The organism is Bordetella sp. 15P40C-2 (assembly GCF_009763235.1).
Taxonomy (GTDB): Bacteria; Pseudomonadota; Gammaproteobacteria; order Burkholderiales; family Burkholderiaceae_B; genus Bordetella_A.
The window spans coordinates 179,975-206,082 of sequence record NZ_WSJA01000017.1 but is presented as its reverse complement, the minus strand read 5'-3'; the positions used below and the strand labels follow the sequence as shown (position 1 = coordinate 206,082).

The 26,108-nt window shown below is 62.6% G+C and carries 26 protein-coding genes and 1 riboswitch; of the genes, 16 read left to right on the top strand and 10 right to left on the bottom strand.

Annotated elements, in window-relative coordinates:
- The first annotated feature begins 38 nt into the window (after nucleotides 1–38).
- A complete protein-coding gene (locus GOQ25_RS08060; RefSeq protein WP_160349947.1) occupies nucleotides 39–1,805 on the top strand; it encodes a M61 family metallopeptidase in 1,767 nt (588 codons plus the stop codon).
- Between the two features lie 173 nt (nucleotides 1,806–1,978).
- Here GOQ25_RS08060 and GOQ25_RS08055 read toward each other — a convergent pair whose 3' ends face one another.
- Nucleotides 1,979–2,944 (bottom strand): LysR substrate-binding domain-containing protein, encoded by a 966-nt coding sequence (locus GOQ25_RS08055; protein WP_160349946.1) that lies wholly within the window; start codon nucleotides 2,942–2,944, stop codon nucleotides 1,979–1,981.
- Nucleotides 2,945–3,103: 159 nt separating this feature from the next.
- On the opposite strand from GOQ25_RS08055, the gene GOQ25_RS08050 reads away from it, so the two are divergent.
- Together GOQ25_RS08050 and GOQ25_RS08045 are read left to right on the top strand one after the other, a co-directional pair.
- Nucleotides 3,104–4,066 carry a tripartite tricarboxylate transporter substrate binding protein gene (locus GOQ25_RS08050; RefSeq protein ID WP_160349945.1) on the top strand — a complete coding sequence of 321 codons (963 nt, stop codon included), beginning with the start codon at nucleotides 3,104–3,106 and terminating at the stop codon, nucleotides 4,064–4,066.
- 97 nt (nucleotides 4,067–4,163) lie between these two features.
- Nucleotides 4,164–4,925 carry an Asp/Glu racemase gene (locus tag GOQ25_RS08045; protein ID WP_160349944.1) on the top strand — a complete coding sequence of 254 codons (762 nt, stop codon included), beginning with the start codon at nucleotides 4,164–4,166 and terminating at the stop codon, nucleotides 4,923–4,925.
- A gap of 18 nt (nucleotides 4,926–4,943) precedes the next feature.
- On the opposite strand, the gene GOQ25_RS08040 is transcribed toward GOQ25_RS08045, so the two are convergent.
- Nucleotides 4,944–5,858, bottom strand: coding sequence for an NAD(P)/FAD-dependent oxidoreductase (locus GOQ25_RS08040; protein ID WP_160349943.1), 915 nt, complete (start codon nucleotides 5,856–5,858; stop codon nucleotides 4,944–4,946).
- Nucleotides 5,859–5,969: 111 nt separating this feature from the next.
- Between GOQ25_RS08040 and folB the strand changes: the two genes are divergently transcribed.
- Together folB and ttcA are read left to right on the top strand one after the other, a co-directional pair.
- On the top strand, nucleotides 5,970–6,329 hold the full coding sequence (gene folB / locus GOQ25_RS08035; RefSeq protein WP_160349942.1) for a dihydroneopterin aldolase: 360 nt from the start codon (nucleotides 5,970–5,972) through the stop codon (nucleotides 6,327–6,329).
- A 27-nt stretch (nucleotides 6,330–6,356) separates the two neighbouring features.
- Nucleotides 6,357–7,325: a tRNA 2-thiocytidine(32) synthetase TtcA gene (gene ttcA / locus GOQ25_RS08030; protein WP_160349941.1), complete on the top strand. Its 969-nt coding sequence runs from the start codon at nucleotides 6,357–6,359 to the stop codon at nucleotides 7,323–7,325.
- A 93-nt stretch (nucleotides 7,326–7,418) separates the two neighbouring features.
- On the opposite strand, the gene GOQ25_RS08025 is transcribed toward ttcA, so the two are convergent.
- The 5 genes from GOQ25_RS08025 to apaG are packed head-to-tail and all read right to left on the bottom strand — an operon-like array spanning nucleotide 7,419 to nucleotide 12,074.
- The gene (locus GOQ25_RS08025; protein ID WP_160349982.1) at nucleotides 7,419–8,381 is read right to left on the bottom strand and encodes a D-2-hydroxyacid dehydrogenase family protein; all 963 of its coding nucleotides are present in this window, start codon (nucleotides 8,379–8,381) and stop codon (nucleotides 7,419–7,421) included.
- 49 nt (nucleotides 8,382–8,430) lie between these two features.
- Nucleotides 8,431–9,183 carry a DsbC family protein gene (locus GOQ25_RS08020; protein ID WP_160349940.1) on the bottom strand — a complete coding sequence of 251 codons (753 nt, stop codon included), beginning with the start codon at nucleotides 9,181–9,183 and terminating at the stop codon, nucleotides 8,431–8,433.
- A gap of 19 nt (nucleotides 9,184–9,202) precedes the next feature.
- On the bottom strand, nucleotides 9,203–10,372 hold the full coding sequence (locus GOQ25_RS08015) for a UbiH/UbiF family hydroxylase (RefSeq protein WP_160349939.1): 1,170 nt from the start codon (nucleotides 10,370–10,372) through the stop codon (nucleotides 9,203–9,205).
- Nucleotides 10,369–11,670 carry a murein transglycosylase A gene (locus tag GOQ25_RS08010; RefSeq protein ID WP_160349938.1) on the bottom strand — a complete coding sequence of 434 codons (1,302 nt, stop codon included), beginning with the start codon at nucleotides 11,668–11,670 and terminating at the stop codon, nucleotides 10,369–10,371. Before GOQ25_RS08010 ends, GOQ25_RS08015 begins: the two co-directional genes overlap by 4 nt.
- A gap of 29 nt (nucleotides 11,671–11,699) precedes the next feature.
- Nucleotides 11,700–12,074: a Co2+/Mg2+ efflux protein ApaG gene (gene apaG, locus GOQ25_RS08005; protein ID WP_160349937.1), complete on the bottom strand. Its 375-nt coding sequence runs from the start codon at nucleotides 12,072–12,074 to the stop codon at nucleotides 11,700–11,702.
- A 102-nt stretch (nucleotides 12,075–12,176) separates the two neighbouring features.
- Here apaG and rpe point away from each other — a divergent pair, with 102 nt between their 5' ends.
- The 7 genes from rpe to GOQ25_RS07970 all read left to right on the top strand — a co-directional run bounded on the left by rpe (nucleotide 12,177) and on the right by GOQ25_RS07970 (nucleotide 18,291).
- The gene (rpe, locus tag GOQ25_RS08000) at nucleotides 12,177–12,908 is read left to right on the top strand and encodes a ribulose-phosphate 3-epimerase (protein ID WP_160349936.1); all 732 of its coding nucleotides are present in this window, start codon (nucleotides 12,177–12,179) and stop codon (nucleotides 12,906–12,908) included.
- Nucleotides 12,909–12,957: 49 nt separating this feature from the next.
- Nucleotides 12,958–13,653, top strand: coding sequence for a phosphoglycolate phosphatase (locus GOQ25_RS07995; protein WP_160349935.1), 696 nt, complete (start codon nucleotides 12,958–12,960; stop codon nucleotides 13,651–13,653).
- 295 nt (nucleotides 13,654–13,948) lie between these two features.
- On the top strand, nucleotides 13,949–15,469 hold the full coding sequence (gene trpE / locus GOQ25_RS07990) for an anthranilate synthase component I (RefSeq protein ID WP_160349934.1): 1,521 nt from the start codon (nucleotides 13,949–13,951) through the stop codon (nucleotides 15,467–15,469).
- A 189-nt stretch (nucleotides 15,470–15,658) separates the two neighbouring features.
- Nucleotides 15,659–16,222: an aminodeoxychorismate/anthranilate synthase component II gene (locus tag GOQ25_RS07985; RefSeq protein ID WP_160349933.1), complete on the top strand. Its 564-nt coding sequence runs from the start codon at nucleotides 15,659–15,661 to the stop codon at nucleotides 16,220–16,222.
- A gap of 18 nt (nucleotides 16,223–16,240) precedes the next feature.
- Nucleotides 16,241–17,272: an anthranilate phosphoribosyltransferase gene (gene trpD, locus GOQ25_RS07980; RefSeq protein WP_160349932.1), complete on the top strand. Its 1,032-nt coding sequence runs from the start codon at nucleotides 16,241–16,243 to the stop codon at nucleotides 17,270–17,272.
- Nucleotides 17,269–18,057, top strand: a complete 789-nt coding sequence (gene trpC / locus GOQ25_RS07975; RefSeq protein WP_160349931.1) for an indole-3-glycerol phosphate synthase TrpC — start codon at nucleotides 17,269–17,271, stop codon at nucleotides 18,055–18,057. The genes trpD and trpC overlap by 4 nt, the downstream gene beginning before the upstream one ends.
- A gap of 48 nt (nucleotides 18,058–18,105) precedes the next feature.
- Entirely contained in the window at nucleotides 18,106–18,291 is a 186-nt protein-coding gene (locus tag GOQ25_RS07970; protein ID WP_160349930.1) for a hypothetical protein, read from the top strand.
- A 38-nt stretch (nucleotides 18,292–18,329) separates the two neighbouring features.
- Here the strand turns inward: GOQ25_RS07970 and GOQ25_RS07965 are convergent, their stop codons facing one another.
- Nucleotides 18,330–19,121 carry an SDR family oxidoreductase gene (locus GOQ25_RS07965; protein WP_160349929.1) on the bottom strand — a complete coding sequence of 264 codons (792 nt, stop codon included), beginning with the start codon at nucleotides 19,119–19,121 and terminating at the stop codon, nucleotides 18,330–18,332.
- 115 nt (nucleotides 19,122–19,236) lie between these two features.
- Between GOQ25_RS07965 and GOQ25_RS07960 the strand changes: the two genes are divergently transcribed.
- A complete protein-coding gene (locus tag GOQ25_RS07960) occupies nucleotides 19,237–19,746 on the top strand; it encodes an acyl-CoA thioesterase (protein WP_160349928.1) in 510 nt (169 codons plus the stop codon).
- 103 nt (nucleotides 19,747–19,849) lie between these two features.
- Here GOQ25_RS07960 and GOQ25_RS07955 read toward each other — a convergent pair whose 3' ends face one another.
- Nucleotides 19,850–20,596, bottom strand: coding sequence for an ABC transporter substrate-binding protein (locus GOQ25_RS07955; protein ID WP_160349927.1), 747 nt, complete (start codon nucleotides 20,594–20,596; stop codon nucleotides 19,850–19,852).
- A 456-nt stretch (nucleotides 20,597–21,052) separates the two neighbouring features.
- On the opposite strand from GOQ25_RS07955, the gene GOQ25_RS07950 reads away from it, so the two are divergent.
- Nucleotides 21,053–21,517, top strand: coding sequence for a tripartite tricarboxylate transporter TctB family protein (locus GOQ25_RS07950; protein ID WP_160349926.1), 465 nt, complete (start codon nucleotides 21,053–21,055; stop codon nucleotides 21,515–21,517).
- 24 nt (nucleotides 21,518–21,541) lie between these two features.
- Entirely contained in the window at nucleotides 21,542–23,047 is a 1,506-nt protein-coding gene (locus GOQ25_RS07945) for a tripartite tricarboxylate transporter permease (RefSeq protein WP_160349925.1), read from the top strand.
- Between the two features lie 169 nt (nucleotides 23,048–23,216).
- On the opposite strand, the gene GOQ25_RS07940 is transcribed toward GOQ25_RS07945, so the two are convergent.
- Nucleotides 23,217–23,816 carry a preprotein translocase subunit SecD gene (locus GOQ25_RS07940; RefSeq protein ID WP_160349924.1) on the bottom strand — a complete coding sequence of 200 codons (600 nt, stop codon included), beginning with the start codon at nucleotides 23,814–23,816 and terminating at the stop codon, nucleotides 23,217–23,219.
- A 164-nt stretch (nucleotides 23,817–23,980) separates the two neighbouring features.
- Nucleotides 23,981–24,085, top strand: a riboswitch (TPP riboswitch).
- Nucleotides 24,086–24,159: 74 nt separating this feature from the next.
- Between GOQ25_RS07940 and thiC the strand changes: the two genes are divergently transcribed.
- Nucleotides 24,160–26,082, top strand: a complete 1,923-nt coding sequence (gene thiC, locus GOQ25_RS07935) for a phosphomethylpyrimidine synthase ThiC (protein ID WP_160349923.1) — start codon at nucleotides 24,160–24,162, stop codon at nucleotides 26,080–26,082.
- Nucleotides 26,083–26,108 lie beyond the last annotated feature (26 nt).

Here is a 26,108-nt window from a genome sequence, read left to right as displayed (position 1 = left end):
CTCCTGAACAATTAAGCGTAGACAAGTAAGATAACGCAATGGACACATCCGTAATTTACCGCCTCGAACCCCATGACCCCGCCGGACATCGGTTCCGGATATCGCTGACCGTCACGCAGCCGGATCCGGAAGGTCAACGACTGAGTCTTCCCGCCTGGATACCAGGCAGCTATTTGATCCGCGATTTTTCGCGCCAAATAGAGACCTTGTCGGCCAGGTCCGGCGGTCGCCCCGTGCGCGTGGCCAAGACGGACAACCATACCTGGCAAGTTGCGCCCTGCGCCGGGCCGCTGCAGGTGGAATACGTGGTGTATGCCTGGGATCTGTCCGTGCGCGGCGCGCATCTGGATGAAACCCACGGTTTTTTCAACGGCACGAGTGTCTTTCTACGGGTTGAGGGCCAGGACAATGCGCCCTGTCTGGTCGATCTCGCGCCGCCGCGCGGCATCGACGGCTGGAAGGTGTACACCAGTCTGCCCGAAGCGCGCGGCTATCGCGGCGCGGCTCGCCGGCATGGTTTTGGCCTGTATCTGGCGCCGGACTATGACGCGCTGATCGATCACCCCGTGGAAATGGGCACGCCGCAAGTCGCCCGCTTTACCGCGCATGGGGCCGAACACGAAATGGTGTTCACCGGCGTCATCCCCAATCTGGATCTGGATCGCATCGTCGAAGACACGCGGCGCATTTGCGAAGCACAAATCGCGTTGTTCGAACCGCGCAGCAAGCGCGCGCCGTTTCTCGACAGCAGCGACCGCTATGTCTTCATGACCATGGTGGTGGGCGATGGCTATGGCGGCTTGGAGCATCGCGCCAGCACCGCGCTCATGGCCTCGCGCAAGGATCTGCCGGTCATCGGGCAGACCGGTCAGGGCGAGGGGTATCGCACCTTTCTGGGGTTGGTGAGCCACGAATATTTTCACACCTGGAACGTCAAGCGTATCAAGCCCGCGGCATTCGTGCCGTACGCGCTGCAAGAACCCGCGCTGACGCGCTTGTTGTGGGTGTTTGAGGGCTTTACCTCTTACTACGATGACCTGATGCTGCTGCGCTCGGGCACCATCGGCTTGCCCGACTATTTGCGCCTGCTGGGCAAGACCATCAGTGGCGTTGCGCGCGCGCCGGGCCGGCACAAGCAATCCGTCGCAGAAAGCTCGTTCGACGCTTGGACCCGCTATTACAAGCAGGACGAGAATTCACCCAACGCGCTGGTCAGCTACTACACCAAGGGATCGCTGGTCGCATTGGGTCTCGACCTGCTGATCCGCCGTGAGAGCGGCGGCACGCGATCGCTGGACGATGTCATGCGGTTGCTGTGGCAACGATATGGCCGCAGGTTCTACCAAGGCTCCCCACAGGGCATTAGCGAAGACGAGCTGCCCGCGTTGATACGTGAAGCCACGGGCGTGGACACGCGTCGCTTTATTGCGCGTTATGCCTATGGCACCGCTGACGTGCCGCTGGCCGAATTACTCGAGCCGCAAGGCATCACGCTGAGCTGGAAAGCATCGCTCAACATTCCGACGCTGGACGTACGCACCCGCAAACAAGGCGATGCGCTGGTGCTAGCCACTGTGTTCGAAGGCGGCGCCGCGCATAAAGGCGGGTTGGCGGCGGGCGATGTGCTGGTGGCCATCGACGGCCTGCGGGTCAACGCACCGGGTGGGCTGGAAGAACTGCTAGCGCAATATCGCCCGGGCGCGCGCGTCACGATTCACGTTTTCCGACGCGATGAGTTGCGTGCCTTCGAGGTCAGACTGGGCGCACCCGAGGCGCTGGATTGTGTGCTGACAGCCGAGGCGTAGATGGGCACGTTATATGTGCTGGACTGCGTAATGACAGCCGAGGCGTGGCTCGGTACGTCCGAAGCGCTGACCACGTCATGACAGCCAGAGCATAGGTTCGTGGGCGTGTGCCATCCATGCGGCATGGCTGCCCCCTCTTACCCGGTGCCCTGCGCCTCGGAGAGGGCACTGTTTTAACCGGCACCCTCTCCTTCGGATACGGCAGGGCCGGACAGACCGGCAGCCTTGCGCGGTCGCCGCCCGCGTCGATCCCGACGCAGCTCCTGCCCCATCTCCGCAGCCGCGTGCAAAAAGGGATCGAGCGCCCGGCGCCCGCCTTCGCGGCGCGTTACGGCGTACACCATTCCCTGGCCGACACTGGCAGACAGCTCGCACACGGCGATCCGCTCGCCAAAATGCTCGCAAGTCGAACGGGGAACCAAGGCCACGCCCAGGCCCGCCTGCACGAGAGCAAGCTGCGCGGGCACCTCGGCCACGGTCTGCACCACACGCGGCAATAACCCGGCCTGCGCACAGGCCTGCGCCAGTAGCCGCGCGAATCCCGAGGTCTCCTGCCGCAAGACTACAAAATTGTCGTCCGCCAGCGCGGACAGATCCACACGCGCGCGGCCGGCCAGGGGATGCGCGGTGGGCAAAGCCACCACGACCGGGTCCGGCCACAAGGGCATGGACTGCAGCAGCTCATCATCCACTTTGCTGCGCGAAATGCTCACATCGATCCGATGGCCGCGCAGGGCTTCCAATTGGGCCGCCGGATTCATCTCGTTCAAGAGTACCGACACCTGCGGATTCTGCTGCTTGTAGCGCGCGATCAACGCGGGCACCGGCCCCATGAAGTGCGATCCCGACAAGCCGATTTCGATCCGTCCGGCCAAACCCTGTTCCACATCGCGGGCGCGCGAGGTCGCATCGGCCAGCCGCCCAAGCGTGATGCGCACATCGTTCAGAAACGCCTCGCCGGCCTCCGTCAACACGACGCGGCGGTTATTCCGGTCGAACAAGCGCACATCCAGTTCGCGTTCGAGTTGGGCGATCTGCAGGCTTAACGGCGGCTGGGAAATGTGCAGGCGTGCTGCCGCCCGGGTGAAATTCAGCTCCTCGGCCAGCACAGCGAAATAGCGCAGTTGTCGTAGTTCCAAAGCAAAGCCCGCCGCAGTTAAATAGCAAATACCGCCTCGCAAACGGCACGCAGTTATTTGCGAAAAATATCAAATGAGATAAAAACGATATTGGAAAGTATTGTTGCACGCGCGCACAATAGTCCCATCACAATTAGCTGTGCCCCCGGAGACGTTTTCATGCATAAACTGCTCGCTACCACCCTGCTTGCCGCCACGGCGTTCGCCGCCCATGCCGCAGAGGATTTCCCCACCCGCACCGTCACGCTGGTCGTGCCCAACCCGCCCGGCGGTCTGGTCGACACGTCGGCGCGCATCATCGCCGAGCCGTTGGCCTCGGCCCTGGGCAAAACCGTGGTCGTGGAAAACAAGGATGGCGGCAGCGGCAATATCGCCTACCAAGCGGTCGCGCGCTCCAAGCCGGACGGCTATAACCTGCTGGTGTCGTACTCCGCCTACCACGTGGGCAACCCGAATCTGACCAGCAACCTTCCCTGGGCACCCAAGGACTTCGTGCCGGTGGGTCTGATCACGGTGTCGAGCAACGTCATCGCCGTGAACCCCGACACGGTCAACGCCACCAACCTGACCGACTTCATCGAGGAAGTGAAGCAGTCCAAGGGTGAGATCAACTACGCCTCGCAAGGCGTGGGCTCGCTTTCGCATCTAGGCACCGAAGTGTTTTCGCAGCTCACCGGCGCCAAAATGACGCACGTGCCCTACCGTGGCTCGGGCGCGGCGATCAAGGACGTGCTGGCGGGCAACGTGCAAGTCTTCATCACCACGCCGCCGTCGGTCATGGGTCACGTGCAAACCAACAAACTGCGCGCCCTGGCGGTCACCGCCGACAAGCGTCACCCGATGCTGCCGGACGTGCCGACCACGGCCGAAGCCGGGCTGCCCGCTTACCAATTGGAATCCTGGGTCGGCCTGTTCGCCCCGGCCGGCACGCCACAACCGGTCATCGACAAACTCGCCGCCAGTGTCGAAGCTGCCGTGCAGCAAGCGTCCACGCAGAAAAACGCCCAGGCCGCCGGCATCGAAGCCCGCTTCGAAGGTCCCGACGCCCTGCAAGCGCGGGTCGACAAAGAGCTGGCCTATTGGAAACGCACGGTGGAAGAAGCGGGCATCACCGCGGAATAACGCTCTCTCCCCGTCCATTTACTGAGCCCGACGTTCTCGGACTACCGCCCTACAGGGGCGGCCGGGCTCGCTCACGCCTATTTTTTGGAGGCTTATCATGACCACGTCACCTCGCAACATCCGTATCGGCCAAATCGTGCCTAGCTCGAACACCACGATGGAAACCGAAATCCCGGCAATGCTGCGCCGCCGCGAAGCATTCGCGCCGGAACGCTACACGTTCCACTCGAGCCGCATGCGCATGAAGCAAGTGACCGCCGCCGAGCTGGCCTCCATGGACCGTGAATCCGACCGTTGCGCTCAGGAACTGTCCGACGCTCGCGTGGACGTACTGGGCTATGCCTGCTTGGTCGCCATCATGAGCCAGGGCCTGGGTTACCACCGTGTCTCGCAAGAGCGCCTGCACCAAGCCACCGTCGACAACGGCGGCCCGGCCCCGGTGATCTCCAGCGCCGGTGCGCTGGTGGAAGGCTTGCACGCCATCGGCGCGCGCAAGGTCGCCATCCTGACGCCTTACATGAAGCCGCTGACCAAGCTGGTGGTGGACTACATCGAGCACGAAGGCATCGAAGTACACGACGCCGTGTCGCTGGAAATCGCCGATAACCTGAAGGTCGGCGCGCAAGATCCGCTCGCCCCGGCCGAACACGTCAAGCGCCTGAACACCAATGGCGTGGACGCGGTCGTGCTGTCGGCCTGCGTGCAAATGCCTTCGCTGGCCTCGATCCAGCCCACGCAGGACCGCCTGGGCCTGCCGGTCGTGACCGCCGCCGCCGCGACGGTGTATCGCATGCTGCAAGTGCTGAACCTGGAAACGCGCGTCCCCGATGCGGGCGAGTTGTTGTCCGGCAAGTACTAATCGTCACGACAAGGCGATTCAGCGACGTTCCCAGCGCCGCTGAATCGCCTTGGCCGCCACCACCCCGTCCGCCATGGATGTCACGACACAGGGGTGCATGCGGTTGGCGACTTCGCCGATCGCGTAGACGTCCGGCACATTGGTTTGTGCCGTCACGGGATCGGTATGGATATATCCGCGTGCGTCGTGTTCGAGGCCGAGGCCTTCGGCAAAGGCCGCCTGGGGCTCCCAGCCGTAGAACACCAGGATAAGATCGTAGCGGTGGCCATCCACGGTACGCGCCACGGGGTCGACTTCGTACGGCCCCACATGTACACCTTCGACGCCGGCACGCGCGATCCATTGCTGCTGAGCCCGCACACTGCGCGCGTACAAATGCACGCGCTTGGCGCCGCGATTGCGCACATAGACGAAATTTTCATAGGCGTTGTCCCCGCCGCCCAGGACCGCGACGGACAACCCTTGATAATCCTGCGCCACGATGGACGAGCCGGGACCCACGAACACCCCGGGCCACGACGTGCCGGGCGCATGTCCGGGCAAGCCTCGCGCGCGCACGCCCGAGGCGATTACGAGCGAGCGGCCCCGAACGCGATCCATGTCGGCCGCCCTCGCGCCCTCCCCCGCGCGGGGTGAATCGACGACCACCTCGAATTCCTGTTCTGTCCGAAACGCCTCGCGCGCGCGCCGTGCCAGACGCACCGGCACCCGTGCGGCCTCGACGCTGCGGGCAATATTCGCGGCCACCTCTTGCCCGGTCACGCCGGGCAACACCGCGATCCAGTCATCGGCGAAGGGATTGTCATTGCCCAGACCGCCCAGCCTGTCGCTGGCCTCGATCAAGACGGGCGACAAGCCCAGGCGCGCCAGCCAGATCGCGCACGAGGCACCGGCCGGACCTCCTCCCACAATGACTGCGTCGTAGACCTGCATAAATGTCTGATTCCGTATGTCGCCATCTCTCGCCGCGCGGGCGTTTAGGCGGAATTGTAGCCAGGGGCGGCGCGCGCCTTACAATTCTGGTTCTCTCTATAGGTAGACATCATGCCTACACGTCGCATTTTCCTCTCCGGGCTGGCCCTGGATGCCCGCATTGGCATCCTCGAGCACGAGCGCCGGGCCACCCAGCCGCTGCACATTGATGCAGAATTCGATATCGACATCACGCGCAATGTCGACGACCAGGACATTCAAAGCGTGCTGGACTATCGTCACCTGCGCGAAGCGATTGTCGACGAATGCACGCGCGCGCATGTCAACCTGATCGAAACGTTGTCCGAGCGTGTCGCGCATCGGTTGTTGCGCGACTTCGAAGAAGTGCGCGGCGTGCGGCTACGCATCAGCAAACCCATGGCGTTCGCGGATTGCGCCGCCGTGGGCGTGGAAATACAGATCAATCGCTAGGCCGACGACGTGACTACGCAGGACCTCATGGATACCCCCGTCAAGATCCGCACGCGCGCGGAAGAAAAAATCCGCCACGAAGGCAATAAACTCACCAAACGCCTGGCGCGCGAGACCACGCGCGCGATCAGCGACTACAACATGATCGAGGAAGGCGACCGCGTCATGGTCTGCCTGTCCGGCGGCAAGGATTCCTATGCCATGCTGGATATTCTGATGACCTTGCGTAAACGCGCGCCGTTCGCCTTCGACATCATCGCAGTGAACCTCGATCAGAAACAGCCTGGCTTTCCGCCCGAGGTGCTGCCTAATTATTTGACCTCGCTGGGCGTGCCGTTTCATATCGAGACGCAGGATACGTACTCGATCGTGACCCGCGTCATCCCCGAGGGCAAGACCATGTGTTCGCTGTGCTCGCGATTGCGGCGTGGCATTCTGTATCGCGTGGCCGACGAACTGGGTGCGACCAAGATCGCACTGGGTCATCACCGCGACGATATTCTGGCGACGTTTTTCCTGAATCTGTTTTACGGGGGCAAGACCAAGGGCATGCCGCCCAAGCTCGTCTCCGACGACGGCCGCCATACCGTCATCCGGCCGCTCGCGTATATCCCCGAAAGCGACCTGATTGCCTACGCGCAACTCAAGCAGTTCCCCATCATTCCGTGCAACTTGTGCGGCTCGCAGGAAAACCTGAAGCGCCAGGAGGTCGGGCGGATGATCCAGGAATGGGATCGCAAACATCCCGGCCGGTCGTGGAATGTGTTCAATGCGCTGGCACGTGTGGTGCCCTCGCACCTGATGGACCGCGAGCTGTTCGATTTCGTGGGGCTCAAACCGACGGGCATCCCCGATGAAAATGGCGACACGGCGTTCGACACGATCGATCCCACCAATGATGCGCAGGAACAGCAGACCGACGCGGGGTGTCATGACACCGGGGCCGACGACGGCTCGCTGATGACGGAGCAGAAGATCGTATTCACCCGGCGTTAAACGCATGGTGTGCCGCGCACGGCAGGTCTGACGATCCGCCGGGCTGATCCGCGCTCCGCTTGCACGCCGCTTTTTACGCCATCACAGCGGCCATCAGGCCTCGGCGTTCAACACGCGTTTCGGCTCACCCGACATCCAGGCCTGCACGGCCTGAACCGCGTTGCGATAAAACGCGGTGAAGTTTTCCTCGCTGACGTAACCCAGATGCGGCGTCAGGATGACGTTATCCAGGGCACGCCAGGGGCTCGTGGCCGATAACGGTTCCTCGTCAAAAACGTCCAGGCCCGCGCCAGCGAGACGGCCTTTACGCAGGGCGTCGAACAACGCCTCCTGATCCACCAGCCCCGCGCGCGAGGTATTGACCAGAAACGCTGTGGGCTTCATGGCCGCCAGCGCGGCCGCGTCCACGACGTTGCGGGTACGCTCGCTCAGGATCAGATGCAGGCTGACCACATCCGCATCAGCGAACAGCGTGTGCTTGTCCGCGTATTGCACGCCCGCTTGGGCAGCGCGCTCGGGCGTCAGGTTCGGGCTCCAGGCCTGCACCGTCATTCCAAATGCGCGACCGACTTGCGCGACGGCGGTGCCGAGCTTACCCAGCCCCACGACGCCTAGGCGTTTGCCGGCGAGCGGCCGGGGCATGCCGGTTTGCCACAGACCGCGCCGCATATTGGCGTCTTCGGTCGTCAGATTCTTGAACAGCGCCAAAATATGCGCCCAGGCAAGTTCGGCCGTGGCGGTGTTCGCGTCGGCACTGCCAGGCGCGCCGCAGACCACGATGCCGCGCTCGCGGCAGGCATCCATATCGATGGCGAGATTACGCATGCCTGTCGTAATCAACAGCCGCAACTGCGGCAACGCATTGATCAAGTCCGCCGGAAACGGCGTACGCTCTCGCATTGCGACGATCACATCGAACGGCGCCAGGGCCGCCGCGCGCGCGCTGTCGGGCAGATAGTCGCGAAACGTCTGTACCTGCGCCCGCGGCCCCAAAGTCGTCCAATCGGCGTAGCGTTCGGCCACGCCGTGATAATCGTCGAGTATTGCAATGCGAATCGTGTCGTCGCTCACGGCTAGTCTCCTGTTGTTATTGCCTCGATCGTGATTATTTCCCGAGATGGCTGCGTATCGTCGCGATGGGAGCCGCGCCATTCAGGCGGCTGCCGTCCGGAAAGAATATGGCAGGCGTGCCGCGCACCATCAATTTACGGCCCAGCGCCGTGACCTGTTGGATGGGCGCATCACATTCGGCCGTGGGTGGAATGGTGTTCTCTACCATCCACTCACGCCAGACACGTGCGCGGTCTTTCGCGCACCAGATGTCGCGCGACTTGGTGACGGAATCCTGCGACAAAATCGGATAAAGGAACGTGTAGATCGTGACGTTATTCTCGTCCTTCAGGGTCTTGTGCAGTTGCTTGCAATAGCCGCAGTTCGGGTCTTCGAACACGACCATTTTGCGCGCGCCATTGCCACGCACCTGTTTGACGGCCAACTCGAAGGGAAACTGATCGAACGGGATGGAACCGAGCTGTTCCAGTCGCTCGCGCGTCATGTCGCGGCGCGTCGCCACATCGATGAGCGGGCCTTCCATGACCCAGGTCACGCCTTCATCGGTGTACACCAGGTCCGAGCCGACCTGCACCTCGTAAATACCATAGGGCGTGCGGCGCGCGCCGGCGACTTCCTGAATGCCGAATATTTCGCCAAAACGCTTGGCGACGGCCGCCTCGCGCGGATCGGCAGCGGCGGCGGCGGGCTTGGGCTTGGCCGCCGTCTGTGCGCCGGCGCCGGCCGACAGCGTCAACCCCACGGCGCAAAGAACGGGTGCTAGATAAGAAATAACGCGCTTACGCATAACAACTCCTAGTGACGACTCAGTTACGCGAGGCGCCATCGATCAAATAACGCTTTAACACCGGTGCGCCGTCGACCCAGCGCATGCCTACATTACGCAGCCATGCCAGGGGCGCCTGCGGCGCACGGAACAATTTGTGCAGACCATCGGTGGCCACCCGCATCGCCAGCACGGACTCGGCGCGCGCGCGCTGATAGCGGCGCAGCACGCGCTCATCCCCGGCCGGCCGATATGACTCGCGCTCGGCCACGACGCGGGCCAAAGCTTCGACATCGCCCAGACCCAGGTTCAAGCCCTGGCCGGCCAGCGGGTGCACGCGATGCGCGGCGTCTCCGGCCAGCGCGATGCCGGGCGCGGTCATACGCGACTGATCGAGCGTCAGCGGGAAGCCATGCAGTTTGCTGCGCACCTTCAAGCGGCCGAGGCGCCCCTGCGAGGCCTCTAGTAGCCAACGTTCGAGCCGCGCGGTCTGTTCATCGGTGGGCAAGGCCTGCAGCTCGGCAGCCTGTTTTTCCCGCATCGACCACACCATGGAAACCTGATGCGTGCCCGCGATATCGGGCATCGGCAGCAAGGCCAGCACGCCATCATCGCGGAACCACTGAAACGCCGTGCCCTGATGGGGACGCTCGGTTTCCAAATGCACGACCAGACCCGTCTCGTGATAAGGCACCGAGGTATGGGGAATCCCGGCAGCCGTACGCAAAGGCGACGACGCGCCATCCGCTGCGACCACGAGCTCGGTTTCTATCCAGTCGCCCGCGCTGGTTTGCACCGCGCCCGGGCGATAAGCGACCGCCCGATCCTGGATCCAGGCGATGCCAAACATGCGCACCGCCTGCAACAGCACCCGTTCGATTTCGCCGGACTCGACGATCCAGGCCAACTGGGGCTGGGCGGCTTGCCAGGCGTTGAGCTCCACCCGTCCATCCGCGTCGCCGTGGATTTCCATCGCCTCGACCGGCGTGATGCGCTCGGCCGGCATGGCGTCCCAGACGCCGATCTCGTTCAGGAACCGCTGGCTGGCGGGCGAGATGGCATACACGCGGGGGTGATAAACGTCCGCGCTCGCGGGCGGCACCGTGCGCGCGGGCGCCAGCAAGGTGACGTGCTGCCCGCGACGGGCCAGCGCCAGCGCACTGGCCAGCCCGACAATCCCGGCCCCGCAGATAACAATCGGTGTACTCATCGCGCAGTAGGCTCCCCGGCTTGCTTGGGCCACAACACCCACATCTGACCCCGTTGTTTCATGCGGCCAGCCTGGGCTCCTGCCTCGTCGCCAAAGCCCCAATATAGGTCAGCGCGCGCGGCGCCTTTGATTGCCGCCCCGGTATCTTGCGCAAAAACCAGACCCTGGAGCGGTCGATCCGAGGAGGGCCAGGTGGTCGACAGATAAACCGGCGTGCCCAGCGGCACGAAACTCGCATCCACCGCGATGGAGCGTTTCGCCGCCAGCGGAATACCGTATGCCCCCTTGGGCCCGAGTTCCGGGTCGGTGACGACCTCCTCGCGGAAGAACACCACAGCGGGGTTGGCGTTGAGCATCTCGCGCACACGCGCCGGATTGCGTTGCGCCCAGGCGCGGATATTCTGCATCGATGCCTCGTTGGCGCGCAGCTCGCCCTTGTCGATCAGCCAGCGGCCGATGGACACATACGGCTGGCCGTTGTGATCGGCGTACGCGACCCGCATGGTCGTGCCCGCGTCGGGTCCATCGGTCAACAGCACGCGACCCGAACCCTGCACCTGCAGGAAGAAGTTATCCACGGGATCGTCCACCCACGCAACCACGGGCGGGCGCTTGCCGCTGGCCTCGATGCTCGCGCGCGTGTCGTAGGGCACGACGCGCTTGCCCACGAGCTTGCCGCGCACGCGCTTGCCGGCCAGCTCCGGGTAGACCGAACCCAGGTCGATCGTGAGCAGATCCTCTGGCACGCCGTATAGCGGCCACTGATACACCCCGCCCTGACGGCGCGAACCGCGCACCAAGGGTTCGTAATAGCCGGTCACCGTGTTGGCGGCCTGCCGATTATCAGCGCCGTTGAGCTGCCAGGGCTGCAAATGCGTCTGCAGGAATTGCCGTACCGCCGCCGCGTCCATCGGGGTGCCTTCCAGCTTGGCCGCCGCCGCGCACACCGGCTGCCAGGCGCGGGGCGTGGCGCGCGCCGGTGCGGCGAGATTGCCCGAAGTCTGACGCATCAGTCCTCGGCAATTACGCACGAACAAGGGCCAGAAATTCGACAGATCGTCATTCGACCAACCCGGCATCTCCGCCCAACTGGCCCGCTGGAACCGGCCGGCGAGTTTACGCGCCGGCGTATCGCGCAGCGCATTGAGATCTGGCACCACCAGCGGCGCGTTATCGCTGGCCTCCACGGGCGCGGGCTGGCCCGGCAGCGTTTCCTCTGGGGACTGTGCGGGCGTCGTACACGCCGCCAGGGCCGCCAGCAGGGGTGGCAGGCACAATAATTTCAAATAACGATTCATGAGCGATCGATAGGGAAAAACGTACGCCGTCAATGCAAGGTGCGTGGCATGGCGAGCATGAACTCGGCAATCTGCACTTCGAAGGGAATGCCATTCTCGCCCACGCAGTGATACGTGCCGCGCATGGTGCCTACCGGGGTAGGCAGCGGGCAACCGCTGGTGTATTCGAAGGTTTCCCCGGGAGCCAGAAGCGGTTGCTGGCCCACCACGCCCAGGCCGCGCACTTCCTGCACGCGCTGATGACCATCGGTGATGATCCAATGGCGGCTGATCACCTGGGCCGGATGCTCGCCGGTGTTGGTAATGCGCACGGTATAGGCGAACACGTATTGCTGTTCGGCGGGGTCCGATTGCTCGGGCACGAATTGGGGCGTGACGGTGACGGTCAGGTCGTAGGGTTTCACGGGCCTTTCCCGGTGAGCACAGAGGCGGTTGAGCGGCGCGCCGCGCGACAAACCGCCCCGACGGGCAACTGTCACACGCGCAAACTACAATAATGGCACATTATGCCCGTGGAAACTCCGACCATCATGCCCGCCTCGTCCCCGGCCCAAGCCCGTATCGCCCCCAGCATCCTGTCTGCCGACTTTGCCCGTCTGGGCGAAGAAGTGCGCAATGTCGTCGCCGCTGGCGCCGACTGGATCCACTTCGATGTCATGGACAATCACTATGTGCCCAACCTGACCATCGGCCCGATGGTCTGTGCCGCCATTCGGCCGCACGTCCAGGTGCCGATCGACGTGCACCTGATGGTCGAACCGGTGGATGAGCTGATTCCGCAATTCGCCAAGGCGGGCGCGAACATCATTACCTTTCACCCCGAAGCCTCGCGCCACGTCCATCGTACGCTGTCGCTGATCCGCGATAACGGCTGCAAGGCCGGCCTGGTGTTCAACCCGGCCAGTTCGCTGGATGCCATGGATCACGTCATGGAACTGCTCGATGTGGTGTTGTTGATGTCCGTCAATCCCGGCTTTGGCGGCCAGAGCTTTATTCCTTCCACGCTGACCAAGCTGCGCGACGCGCGCGGCCGCATCGACCGTTGGGTGCAGGCCGGTGGTCAGCCCATTTTGCTGGAAGTCGATGGCGGCGTGAAAGTCGACAATATCGCTGAAATCCGCGCGGCTGGCGCCGACACGTTTGTCGCCGGTTCGGCCATTTTTGGCAAACCGGATTACACCCAGGTCATCCAAGATCTGCGCCGCGAAATCGGACGCGCCGACACGGTATCGGTGTAAGCCCTGTTTTCCCCTCCGACGACCCTTAGCCTTAACGATTGAGATTGCAATGACCACTTTCCAAGCCGCGTTGCTCGACCTGGACGGAACCCTGTTGGACTCCATCCCCGATCTGGCCCATGCGGCCAACGCCATGCGTATCGAGCTCGGTATGCCCGCGCTGCACATCGATGTGGTGGCAACCTTCGTCGGCAAGGGCGTGGACAATCTGGTGCGCCGCGCCCTGGCAGGGTCCTTGCACGCCCCCGATCCCGAACCGCAGGCCTTTGAACAGGCACGCACCTCGTTTTATCGCCATTACCACTTGGTCAATGGCGACAAAGCCACCGTGTTTGACGGCGTCATCGAGGGATTGAAGGCCATGCGCGAGCGGGGTTTGAAGCTCGCCGTGGTCACGAACAAGCCCACCGAATTCACCCTGCCGCTCTTGGAGCGTACGGGTTTGTCTGGTTTTTTCCAGGAAGTCGTGTGCGGGGACACCTGCGTGCGACGCAAACCCGACCCCGATCAAATGTTCTACGCCTGCGAGCGCCTGGGCGTGACGCCCCAGCAGACCGTCGCCATCGGCGACTCGGTCAATGACGCCCTGGCCGCGCGCGCGGCAGGCATGCGCGTGCTGGCGGTGCCTTATGGCTATAACGAAGGGCAAGATGTACAAACTCTGGATGTCGATGCTATAGTAAACAGCATTGCTCATGCAGCCGAGTGGATTGCCGAACAAAACGCCACGCTGCAGCAGGCCTGATAGGCCGGGGCGTCAGCCGCAACAGCAGTACCGCGACGACACCCACCCTTTCCTGTATTGAGCTTTTTTGACTCAGACCTGATTACATGACTGCTCGCCTCTCGAACCAAATGCTCAGCGCCTCGTGGCGTTGGTGGCGTTTGTCTTCCGGGTGGCGATAGACCTTCCCGGCCTGGACGCGTAAAGCCTCCCAGCGCCGCAGCTGTAAAAACAGCGCCAAAGCCCGGACCCAACAACTTGGACCGGGCTTTTTTGTATCTGTCCGGTCCCTGGACCCCCTACCAAGAGACCTGACATGACCGAAATCGAATTCAATGCCCTGGCGGCCCAGGGGTACAACCGAATCCCGCTGATCTCCGAGACCTACGCCGATCTGGACACGCCGCTGTCCATCTATCTGAAACTGGCCCACGCCGGTCCGCAGAATGGCGCGATGAGCTGCCTGATGGAATCCGTGGTGGGCGGCGAGCGTTTTGGCCGCTACTCGTTCATCGGCCTGCCCTCGCACACCGTCATTCGCGCTCGCGGCACGCACACCGAGGTCCTGCGCGATGGCCACGTGACAGAAACCCACGAAGGCGACCCGCTGGCGTTCATCGAACAATATCAAGCGCGTTTCAAGGTCGCCCTGCCTCCGGGCATGCCGCGTTTCTGCGGCGGGCTGGCCGGGTATTTTGGCTATGACACCGTGCGCCACATCGAACCGCGCCTGGGCCCTGCCGTGAAGCCGTTTCCGGCGGGCATGGATGACGGCACCCCCGACATCATGCTGATGCACGTGGACGAACTGGTCATCATCGACAACCTCGCCGGTCGCACCTACCTGATGGTGTACGCCGATCCGCGTCAACCCGAGACCTATAGCCGCGCGCAGACCCGGCTGCGCGATCTGCGCGCCCGCCTGCGCCGCCCGGTGGATATCCCCTACAGCCATCCCAGCATGCTGACCGAGGAACGCCGCGATTTCAGCAAGACGGACTATCTGGCCGCCGTGCATCGCGCCAAGGAATACATCGCCGCCGGCGACCTCATGCAGGTGCAGATCGGCCAGGTCATCGCCAAGCCTTTCCGCGATTCGCCGCTGTCGCTCTATCGCGCGCTGCGTTCGCTGAATCCGTCTCCGTACATGTATTTCTGGAATTTCGGTGACTTCCAGGTGGTCGGCTCCTCGCCCGAAATCCTGGTGCGTCAGGAAAAAATCCAGGACGAGGGCGTGACCAAATCGCAAGTCACCATCCGCCCGCTGGCCGGTACGCGTAAACGCGGCGCCACGCCCGAGCAGGATCTGGCGCTGGCCGAGGAGCTGAAGGCCGACCCGAAGGAAATCGCCGAACACGTCATGCTGATCGATCTGGCGCGCAACGACGTGGGCCGCGTGGCCGAAGTTGCCTCGGTCAAGGTCACCGACACCATGACCATCGAGCGGTATTCGCACGTCATGCACCTGGTCTCTAATGTGACCGGCAACCTGCATGCCGGCATGAGCAGCATGGATGTGCTGCGCGCGGCGTTCCCCGCTGGCACGCTGACAGGCGCACCCAAGGTACGCGCCATGGAAATCATTGACGAGCTCGAGCCGGTACGCCGCGGCATCTATGGCGGTGCGGCCGGCTACCTGAGCTATGGCGGCGAAATGGATGTCGCCATCGCCATCCGCACCGGCGTGATCAAAAACGGCATGCTGTATGTGCAGGCGGCCGCCGGCATCGTCGCCGACTCGAACCCCGAAGCCGAATGGGCCGAAACCGAGGCCAAGGCGCGCGCGGTTTTGCGTGCGGCTGAACAGGTGCAACATGGGCTGGACGAACCGATCTGAGCCGAGCGCGGCCAACCAGGCATACCGAAAGCGCGTTGAATACGACTGAACCGCGTTCGACATGCCCCACTCCGGACACAGACCGAATCAGACCCGACCCACACACGCGAGGATAAGCCTCCCCCTCGCTTTTCAGAATCTCGGCGCGCCCAGGCCTACCCTTCGCGCCCTCACCGCTACAGGTGCCTCATGCTTTTGATGTTGGATAACTACGACTCCTTCACCTACAACCTGGTGCAGTATTTCGGCGAACTCGGCGAAGACGTCCGCGTCGCCCGCAATGACCAGATCACGCTGGATGAAATCGCCGCGCTGCGACCGGATCGCATCTGCGTGTCGCCAGGCCCGTGCTCGCCGGCCGAGGCCGGCGTGTCAGTACCACTCATCCAGCGCTTTGCTGGCGAAGTGCCTATTCTGGGCGTGTGCCTGGGCCATCAGGCCATCGGCGCCGCCTATGGCGGACGCATCGTGCGCGCGCAGCAGATCATGCACGGCAAAACGGTTCAGATCACCCACACCGGCACCGATATATTCACAGACCTGCCCTCCCCCTACACGGTCATCCGCTACAACTCGCTGACCATCGATCCCGCCACACTGCCCGAGTGCCTGGAAGTCACGGCCACCGCGCCGGATGGCGACATCATGGGGGTTCGTCATAAAACCTTGCCCATTTACGGCGTACAGTTCCATCCGGAATCGGTGTTGAGCGAACACGGGCACGCCATGCTGCAAAACTTTTTGAATATCTGATCCTCGGGGAATACCTTTATGTCTATCACCTGCACCGAAGCGCTCGTACGCTGCATCGAGCACCGCGAAATCTTCCACGATGAAATGCTGCACCTGATGCGCATGCTTATGCGCGGCGAGTTGTCCCCGCAGATGGCCAGCGCTCTCATCATGGGTTTGCGCGTCAAGAAAGAAACCATCGGCGAGATCACCGCGGCGGCGCAGGTCATGCGCGAATTCGCCACGCCGGTCGTCACCCCCAACCCCGAAGACCTGCTGGATATGTGCGGCACGGGCGGCGACGGCAGCCATACCTTCAACATTTCTACCGCCGCCATGTTTGTCGCGGCAGCCGCTGGCGTGCCCATCGCCAAACACGGCGGGCGCAGCGCCTCGTCGTCCTCGGGTAGCGCCGACGTGCTCGAAGCCCTGGGCGCCAACCTGGAGCTGAGCCCGGAGCAAGTCGCCGAATGCCTGCAGGCGACCGGCATTGGTTTCATGTACGCCCCCGCCCACCACAGCGCTATGAAAAACGTCGCCCCCATCCGCAAGGAACTGGGCGTACGCACGATCTTCAACATCCTGGGCCCGCTCACCAACCCGGCGGGCGCGGCCAATCAGCTGATGGGCGTATTCCACCCCGATCTGGTCGGCATCCAGGTACGCGTCTTGCAACGGCTGGGCTCGCGCCACGTGCTGATCGTGCATGGTCGTGACGGCATGGACGAGGCCTCGTTGGGCAGTGCCACCCTGGTGGGCGAACTGAAAGACGGCCAAGTCCGCGAGTACGAGATCCACCCCGAAGACTACGGCCTGGCGATGGTGTCTAATCGAGCCATCAAAGTCAGCAATCGCGAGGAATCGCGTGAGCTGGTCATCGAAGCGCTGGATAATGTCGAAGGCGTGGCGCGCGACATCGTGGCCTTTAACGCGGGGCTGGCGATTTATGCAGGCAATAAGGCCGACAATATCGGCGAAGCTCTTTCGCTGGCATTTGAAACCTTGTCTAATGGCTCGGCGCGCGCCAAGTTGGAAGAATTCTGCGCCTATACCCGGAAATTTTTGAAATGAACGACATTCTTGCGAAGATCCTGGCCGTCAAAGCCGAGGAAGTCGCCACGGCTCGCCAATTGCGCAGCGAAGCAGAACTGCTGCGCGAAGCACAGGCCCGCCAAGACGTACGAGGCTTTGCCCAGGCTATCGAAGACAAAATCGCCCAGGGTCACGCCGGGGTCATCGCCGAAGTCAAAAAAGCCTCGCCCTCCAAGGGCGTGCTGCGCGAAAACTTCGATCCGGCCGCCATCGCCGCCACCTATGCCGTGCATGGCGCAGCGTGCCTGTCGGTGCTGACGGACGTGCAGTTCTTCCAGGGTTCGCATGACAATCTGCGCCGCGCGCGCGCGGCCTGCCCGCTGCCCGTGCTGCGCAAGGACTTCATTGTCGATACCTACCAGGTGATCTCCGCCCGCGCCATGGGTGCCGACTGCGTGCTGTTGATCGTGGCGGCCTTGGCGCCCAATCAGCTGCGCGACCTGGAACAGCTGGCGATGGAACTGGGCATGGATGTGCTGGTCGAGGTGCACGATGCCGAGGAATTAGATACGGCGCTGTCGCTCAAGACCAATCTGATTGGTATCAACAACCGCAATCTGCGTACGTTCGAGACCAGCCTGCAGAACACGATCGACCTGCTGCCGCGCATCCCCCCCGGCAAGCGCGTGGTGACTGAAAGCGGCATTCTGAGCCGCGATGACGTGCAGTTGATGCGCAAGCACGACGTGCACGCGTTCCTGGTGGGCGAGGCATTCATGCGCGCCGAGGACCCGGGCGCGGAGCTGGCACGACTCATGCGCTGATCCAGCTGCGAACGCTCGCGTCTGGCGCAGCGCATTCCGGAGACCAACATGTCGCGATACTTGAAAGCCTTTACACTTCGACCGCCTGTCCTGGCGGCATTGGCGCTCGCCGGACTATTGTCGGGCTGCGCACTCGGCGACAACCCGGGCCCGCCGCATCCCGGCGCGGTCAATCCCTATAGCAATGGCGGCTTCCACGACGCCGGGCCAAACTATCCAGATACAGGGAGATGACGGCACGGCGCCACTGAGCGGCTGTATGACGTGCGCGGTCATTTGCCCCCGGACACTTCGATAAACGACCCCGTCGTATAGCCCGCCTCGTCCGAGCAGAACCACATCACGGCGCCAGCTACTTCCTCGACCGTGCCGCCGCGCTGCAGCGGGATGGAGCTGGCCAACCGATCCACGCGCCCTGGCTCGCCGCCACTGGCATGCATCTCGGTATAGATCGTTCCGGGCCGCACCCCATTCACGCGAATCTGATCAGCGGCGACTTCTTTGGACAAGCCGATCGTCAACGTGTCCATGGCGCCCTTGGAGGCCGCGTAGTCGATGTATTCGCCCGGCGAACCCAGACGTGAGGCCACTGACGAGACGTTGACGATGGAGCCGCCGCGTCCGCCATGCCGGGGCGCCATGCGTCGCACCGCTTCGCGACAGCACACCATCGCGCTCACGACGTTGGTGGTCAGGATGCGGGTCATGCGCGCCGCATCCATATCCTCCAGACGGCATTGCGTCTCCAGCACGCCCGCATTATTGATCAACGCATCGACACGCCCCAGCTCGCGGTCGACGGTTTTAAAAAGCTGCACCACCTGACCCTCGTCAGCGACATCGGCCGCCACCGCGATGGCCTGGCCACCCTCGGCCTCGATGGCGCGCACCACCTCGTCGGCCGCATCGCTGCGCTGGCGATAGTTCACGCAGACCGCATAACCGCGTCGCGCAGCCAGACGCGCTACCGCCGCGCCGATACCCCGGCTACCGCCGGTGACGATCATGACTTTCCGAGATTCAGACACGCCTTGCTCCTTGCCGTGATGCGCGCTCGCGTCCATCCGCGCAGCGCCTCAACCCCGACAGTACACCAGTTGGGCAGGATATTGAGGGCTGCTGCGGCCAAGCGCCGTGCGCACGCAGTACCATGACGTTTTTCACTCGCCTCGCACCGCCATGCAAGACACCACGCACCAGCTCTCCATGACCATCCTGATGACGCCGGATATGGCGAATTTTGCCGGGAATGTGCATGGCGGCACGATTCTGAAGTACCTTGACCAGGTGGCCTACGCCTGCGCAAGCCGTTACGCCGGCCAGTATGTCGTGACGCTGTCGGTCGATCAGGTGATGTTCCGGCAACCCATTCATGTGGGAGAGCTGGTGACCTTTCTAGCCTCGGTCAACTACACCGGCAGGACCTCGATGGAAATCGGTATCAAGGTGATCACCGAGGACATCCGCAAACAAGTCGTGCGTCACGCCAACAGCTGCTATTTCACGATGGTGGCGGTGGACGAAAACGGGCAGCCCACGCCCGTGCCGCAGCTGGAGCTGAAAACCCTGGAACAGCGCCAGCGCTACGAGGCAGCGCGCCAGCGGCGCGAATTGCGTCAAGCGATGGAACGGCACCACGAAGAGATCAAGCAGCGGGTACAAGACCCGGTGCCGGGGGCCGCGTCGTAACGCTGCCGGTGCGCCCGCATCGGGATTGGCTCGTACCGACAGCCTCCAAATGTGTCGCCCTGACACAACGAATCCGGCAAAACCGGGTTGGGATTTTCCCTAATCAGAATGTCGGCGGTGCTTCGGGTGGTGCGACCGAGGCGCCTTGGATGCCGTGGCGCTTCATCGCCTCGGCGACAAAGCCGCTGGCTTTCACATCCTCTACAAACGCGACCAGAAATGCCGCCGCGCGCGCATCGCGCCCCTTGGGTAGACCCATGGCCTGACGGATCACCATAAAACGTCCCGGCAGCAGCCGCACGCCACCGACGCGCTGCGCATCGGCTTCCAATTGTTGTTTCACTCCCGCGGCCACCTCCAGGTTCTGCGCCAGGAACGTCTCGACGACTGCGGGCGAGCTCGGTGCGCGTACGATCTCCGCCTGCGTTAATTCACGCGTCAGGTACAAGTCATAGGCGCTGCCCTTGCCGACCACGACACGATGTCCGGCACGATCCACCTCGTCGTTTTCTCGCAGCGGCGAATCCTGCCTGACCAGGTAGGCCCCTTCGATCAGCACGTAGGGCGCGGTAAAGCGAATGCCTGCGCCACGCACGGGATCCACCGCGAAAAACCCGATGTCGGCGCTCTCCGCCGTGACGGCGTCCACCGACTTGCCCGCCGTGTCGAACACCACGAGCTCCAGTTCGAGCCCTAGCCGCCGGGCAAATTCGCGCGCCAGATCGATGGACACGCCCGCGGGTTCGCCAGCCGCATTACGTCCAGCAAGAATAGGATTACCAAGATTGATCGAAGCGCGTAGACGCCCCGTGGGCGCGAACGCCGCGCGTATTTCCGGAAGGATGTCCATCTGATGGTCGCTTTTACAAAGAGTTGACGGGCACAGCTGACGCCGTCACTGTAAACAATAAAGCGCAGCATGGGACATCACATTGTCCGCGCCGACTAATCGGGGACGTTTTCCACACGGGCAGCGCCGTCGCGACAACGCGATATTCAGGCGCCGGATCCCTATAAAAGCAGGCTTTGCGCACAGCGTATTGGGCCAGATAGGGACATACCCGAAGGTTCAATACTTAGAGGATTCACCAACAGAAATCCCTAGTACATCGTGATACGATCCACCCCGACTTGGACTTTGCGTGCTGGTGGCGCGCGACATGTCCGGACGCTTGTGCACCCGAATATGGCTCGAATTGCCGCGCCATATTTTTTTTGTTCTGGTCCAAGCTGCTTGCGTCCTTAGACATTGCGTTGCCACTAACCGTGCCGAAGCAGTAGGCATGACACAATACGGAGACCTTCTATGCAGCTAAGGAATAAGCAAGATTTCTGGGCAGGAGCGATGTTTACGCTGCTGGGCCTGGGTTTTGCGTTCATCGCCACTCAGTATCAAATGGGAACGTCTGCCCGCATGGGCCCAGGCTATTTCCCCTTCTGGCTAGGCATCTGTCTGGCCGTACTGGGCGCGGTCGTCGCGCTGGGCGCCATGTCGCCCAAGGCCACCAAGACCACGGTGGATCGCTTCGACTTCAAAATCCTGTTCATCATTATCGGCTCCGTCATTCTGTTCGGCGCCTTGCTGCGGCCGCTCGGTCTGTATCTCTCGCTGTTCCTGCTCGTCATGGCCAGCAGTGTGGCCAGCTACGAGTACAGCTTCCGCGTCGCGCTGGTCAACGCCATCTTCCTGGTGGTGTTCTGCTGGCTGGCGTTCATCAAGGGCTTGGGATTGATTTTCCCGCTATGGCCGTCGTTTCTGGGCATGAACTAAAACACACGGGGAAGAGAGACAATCATGGAATTGATGGAACACTTGGCGCTCGGTTTTTCCGTAGCGTTCACGCCTGAGAACCTGCTGTACGCCTTGCTGGGCTGCATTCTGGGCACCCTGGTCGGCGTATTGCCTGGCTTGGGGCCCGTGCCCACCATCGCGATGCTGCTGCCGATCACCTATGTGCTGCCGCCGGTGGCTGGCCTGATCATGCTGGCCGGGATTTACTACGGTACGCAGTATGGCGGCTCCACCACCGCGATTCTGGTTAACCTGCCAGGCGAAACCTCAGCGGTGGTGACCGTGCTCGACGGTCACCAGATGGCACGTAATGGCCGTGCGGGCGCGGCGCTGTCGCTGGCGGCTATCGGGTCGTTCTTTGCCGGTTGCGTGGCCACGCTGCTGATCGCCGCGTTCGCGCCTCCGCTGTCGGAAATCGCCTTCAAGTTCGGTCCCGCCGAATACTTCTCGCTGATGACCCTGGGTCTGATCGGTGCCGTGGTGCTGGCCTCGGGTTCGCTGCCCAAGGCAATCTGCATGATTCTGCTGGGCCTGCTGCTGGGCATGGTGGGTACCGACGTGAACTCGGGCGTGGCGCGCTATGACTTCGGCATCCCCGAGCTGCAAGACGGTATCGACTTCGCCATCGTGGCCATGGGCGTGTTTGGTTTCGCAGAGATCCTGTCGAACCTGGAGCAAAAAGAAAACCGCGTCCAGCTCGAAGACAAGATCGGCTCGCTTTACCCCAACAAGCAGGAAATCCGTGAAGCGGTCCCGGCCATCGTTCGCGGCACGGCGCTGGGCTCGGTTCTGGGTATCCTGCCCGGCGGCGGTTCTGTGCTGTCGGCGTTCGCCTCCTACACCCTGGAAAAGAAACTGTCCAAGGAACCGGAACGCTTCGGTAAAGGCCACCCCGCAGGTCTGGCTGGTCCCGAATCGGCCAACAACGCCGGCGCACAGGCTTCGTTTATCCCGCTCTTGACCTTGGGTATCCCGGGTAACGCCGTGATGGCGCTGATGGTGGGCGCGATGACGATCCACAACATTCAGCCCGGCCCGCAGGTCATGACCAGCCACCCGGAACTGTTCTGGGGTCTGATCGCCTCCATGTGGATCGGTAACCTGATGCTGGTGGTGCTCAACCTGCCGCTGATCGGCGTTTGGGTCAAGCTGCTGAAAGTGCCTTATCGCATCCTGTTCCCGGCCATTCTGGTGTTCTGCACGATCGGCGTGTACTCGTTGAACTACAACGTGTTCGATATCTACGTCACCGCGATCTTCGGCATCATCGGCTATATCTGGGCCAAGCTGAAGTGCGAAGGCGCCCCGCTGCTGCTGGGTCTGGTGCTGGGACCCATGATGGAAGAAAACTTCCGTCGTGCCCTGCTGCTGTCGCGCGGCGATTTCACGACGTTTGTGACGCGGCCATTGTCGGCCTCGTTGCTGGGTGCGGCGTTGATCCTTGTCGTGCTCGTGGCCCTGCCGTCGATTCGCAAGAAGCGTCAGGAAGCCTTCGTCGAAGAAGACTGATGCATCGAGGGCAGCGCGGGGTTCGCCCCGGGTTGCCCCGGTCACGGCATTGCGATGACCGGTCGCTTGAATCGGTGAACAAAAAGGCCTGGGATGTCACATCCCAGGCCTTTTCTATTTGATACTGCCACGGGGTCGGCGCGTGGCACCGACCCTGCAGTCCCGGCGATCAGCGCGGCGTCAGCGGTGCCGGCGCGGTGGGAGATGCCGGGTTCGGCACGTTGGGCGCGGACGATCCGTTGGGCTGCGCGGCAGAAGCTTGATCACCGCGGATCTTGGCCGCAATTTCGGATGCCGCCTGGGCCGAGGGCACACCAAAGGCCAATACACCCCGATTGAGCGTCTCGGCGATGCGCGGCGCGGCCACCAGTTCGCGATCAATCACCAGGGCCAGCATATTGCCGACGTTCTGGTTGCTCACATCGTTGAGCTTGCGCGCACCGCCTTCGGTAAAGCGCAGGCCCACATAGTTTTGTCCATCACGATCAACCAGCGCCGCCGCCTCGCTCAGATCCGCACGCGTGAGCGCGGGCTGACGCTCCAGGAACAGCGAGCCGTCCGGCACCTTGATTTCCATCAGACCAGGAGCCGAAGCGGTACGGGCCACATAAAACTCAACCGAGGAAGCCGTCACCGCCTGACCTTGCGCCTGCGTCGACTGCGCCGCTTCGTCGGTCTTGGCCGTTTGCTTGGGCGAGGTCTGGCAGCCTGCGAGCGCGAACGTGAGTACGGCCACAGCGGGCGCTAACTTGCGCATAGTGAATTGCATGGTGATTATTCCTTTTTGATTGATACAAGGGTACTGCGGATCAGCGCCCCGCCTGAGTTCCAATTTACAAAAAGTGTAGCGGGCTGGCGAGGGTCACAATAGTTTCATCCGTGTGCAGTTGTAAACCGTAAGGACAAACGACATCCCTTTAGCAGTCTATACTCATTCCCACGCAGGGGTACTCGTCGCGCAGTGATGGCGACGTGTTGAGAGAGTCCCTTCGTACCAGTACGGATAATGCCGATGCTGGGAGCGTCTTCCAATGCCACGCCGGCGGGTTCGCCCTGCCCGGTCACGCCTGGAATTCCCCCCGTTCGGCTCCAACGTCTTTTTGGAGCATTCAATGAACCCCTCCCCGAAGTTCGTCGCGGCCACAGCGGCCGTCGATGCAGCAGTCACTGTCCCTTTTCCCCAATCACGCAAGGTCTACGTCACGGGCTCGCGCGCGGACATACGCGTGCCGTTTCGGGAAATCGCGCAAAGCCCGGCACCTGCCCAGTATGGCGGCACACAACATCCCCCGCTGACGGCCTACGACACCAGCGGCCCCTACACGGACCCCGAGGCGAAGATCGATATCCAACAAGGCCTGCCCGCGCTGCGCGAGCCCTGGATTGCCGATCGGGACGACACCGAACGACTGCAAGGCCCCACCAGCGCCTATGGCCGCGCCCGGCTCGAGGATATCGCCACCTCGGCCATGCGCTTTATCGCGCAGCGCCCGCCACGGCGCGCGCGGCACGGACATAACGTCACGCAAATGCACTATGCGCGGCGCGGTATCGTGACGCCCGAGATGGAGTTCGTGGCCTTGCGCGAAAACCTGCGCCGTGAGCACGATCTGGAGGCGCTTCGCGCGACCGGCCCGCAAGGCGAAAAACTCGCGCAGAGGCTGGCACGGCAACATCCGGGGCAGTCGTTTGGCGCGGCATTGCCCGCCGTGATCACGCCCGAGTTCGTGCGCGATGAAGTCGCACGTGGGCGGGCCATTATTCCCGCCAACGTGAACCACCCGGAACTCGAACCGATGATCATCGGGCGCAATTTTCTGGTCAAGGTCAATGCCAACATCGGCAACTCGGCCGTGAGTTCCGGCGTGGGCGAGGAAGTCGAGAAAATGACCTGGGCGACCCGCTGGGGCGCCGATACGGTGATGGATCTTTCCACCGGCAAACACATTCATGAGACGCGTGAATGGATCATCCGCAATTCACCGGTGCCCATTGGGACGGTACCTATTTATCAGGCGCTGGAAAAGGTCGGCGGTAAAGCCGAAGAACTCAGCTGGGAGATCTTTCGCGATACGCTGATCGAACAGGCTGAACAGGGCGTGGACTATTTCACCATCCATGCCGGCGTACGACTGCCGTTTATTCCATTGACCACGGATCGCCTCACCGGAATCGTGTCGCGCGGCGGGGCCATCATGGCGCAATGGTGTCTCGCCCATCACCGAGAGAGCTTTTTGTACGAGCACTTCGAAGACATCTGCGAGATCATGAAAGCTTACGACGTCAGCTTTTCGCTTGGCGATGGCCTGCGTCCTGGCTCTGGCTATGATGCCAATGACGCCGCGCAATTCGCGGAGCTAAAGACCCTGGGCGAACTCGCACAGGTCGCGTGGAAACACGATGTACAGGTGATGATCGAAGGCCCCGGCCATGTGCCGATGCACTTGATCCAGGAAAACATGACGCTGCAGCTCGAGCATTGTCATGAGGCGCCTTTCTATACGCTGGGGCCGCTGACCACGGACATTGCCCCCGGCTACGACCACATCACCTCAGGCATCGGCGCGGCGATGATCGCGTGGTATGGCACGGCCATGCTTTGCTATGTCACGCCCAAGGAACATCTGGGGCTACCCAACAAGCAAGACGTCAAGGACGGACTGATCACCTACAAGATCGCCGCCCATGCCGCCGATCTCGCGAAGGGACACCCCGGATCTGCGATGCGCGATAACGCGCTTTCGAAAGCGCGATACGAGTTCCGTTGGGAGGATCAATTCAACCTCAGCCTGGACCCCGATACCGCGCGCAAGTTTCATGACGAGACCTTGCCCAAGGACTCGATGAAGACGGCGCAATTCTGCTCGATGTGTGGTCCTCAGTTCTGCAGCATGAAGATCACGCAGAACGTGCGCGATGATGCCAGCGCCCCGCAGCCCATCCAGAGCGATGCGATCATCGCGGAGGTCAGCGTTCCGGCGCCATCGCCGGCCGCGTTGCAGCAACCGATCTTGTTTGAATCGAAGCGACGTTGATCAAAGGGTGGCGTCAGGGTGACGCC